The 556-nt window shown below is 39.4% G+C and carries 1 pseudogene; it reads left to right on the top strand.

The features are described from left to right. A pseudogene (locus tag ACNPNW_RS05470) lies at nucleotides 1–556 on the top strand (cation transporter); the annotation flags it as partial.

The raw sequence follows: 556 nt of genomic DNA, 5'->3' as shown, positions 1-556 counted from the left end.
TTCAAAAACTCATCTTTGATTTACCTAACCGTTCTTTAAAGGTTCTACATAATCAAAAAGATGAAAATATAACCACCAAACTTGAAGGACTGGGTTTTGGGGCAAAGCTTGTGAAGACTGAAATTTATATAAGCAATCAACAGGCCAAGCAAACAAGTACCTACACCATTCCTAAAATGGATTGCTCTGCTGAAGAGCAAATGGTCCGTATGGCTCTTGCAGATCTTGAAGCAGTTAAAGGTCTTACTTTTGATCTTCCCAATCGAAAACTGAAAGTCTTCCATAATGAAGGGATTCAGCAAATTACGGCCAAACTTGAAGGACTGGGTTTTGGGGCGAAACTTGATGAAACACAGCTTTCTTCAGGTGATCTACCCAATGAACCTGATCCTGTGAGACAAGCTAAAGTACTTAAACTGTTATTAGGCATTAATGCTCTACTGTTCTTTATAGAATTCATCAGCGGTATTATTGCTGCTTCTACAGGATTGATTGCTGATTCTCTAGATATGTTTGCCGATGCAGCCGTTTATGGTATTGCGCTATATGCCGTCGG

The sequence above is a fragment of the Acinetobacter endophylla genome (assembly GCF_053543775.1).
The sequence above is the reverse complement of the archived record's forward strand: the minus strand, read 5'-3'. Positions and strand labels throughout refer to the sequence as shown.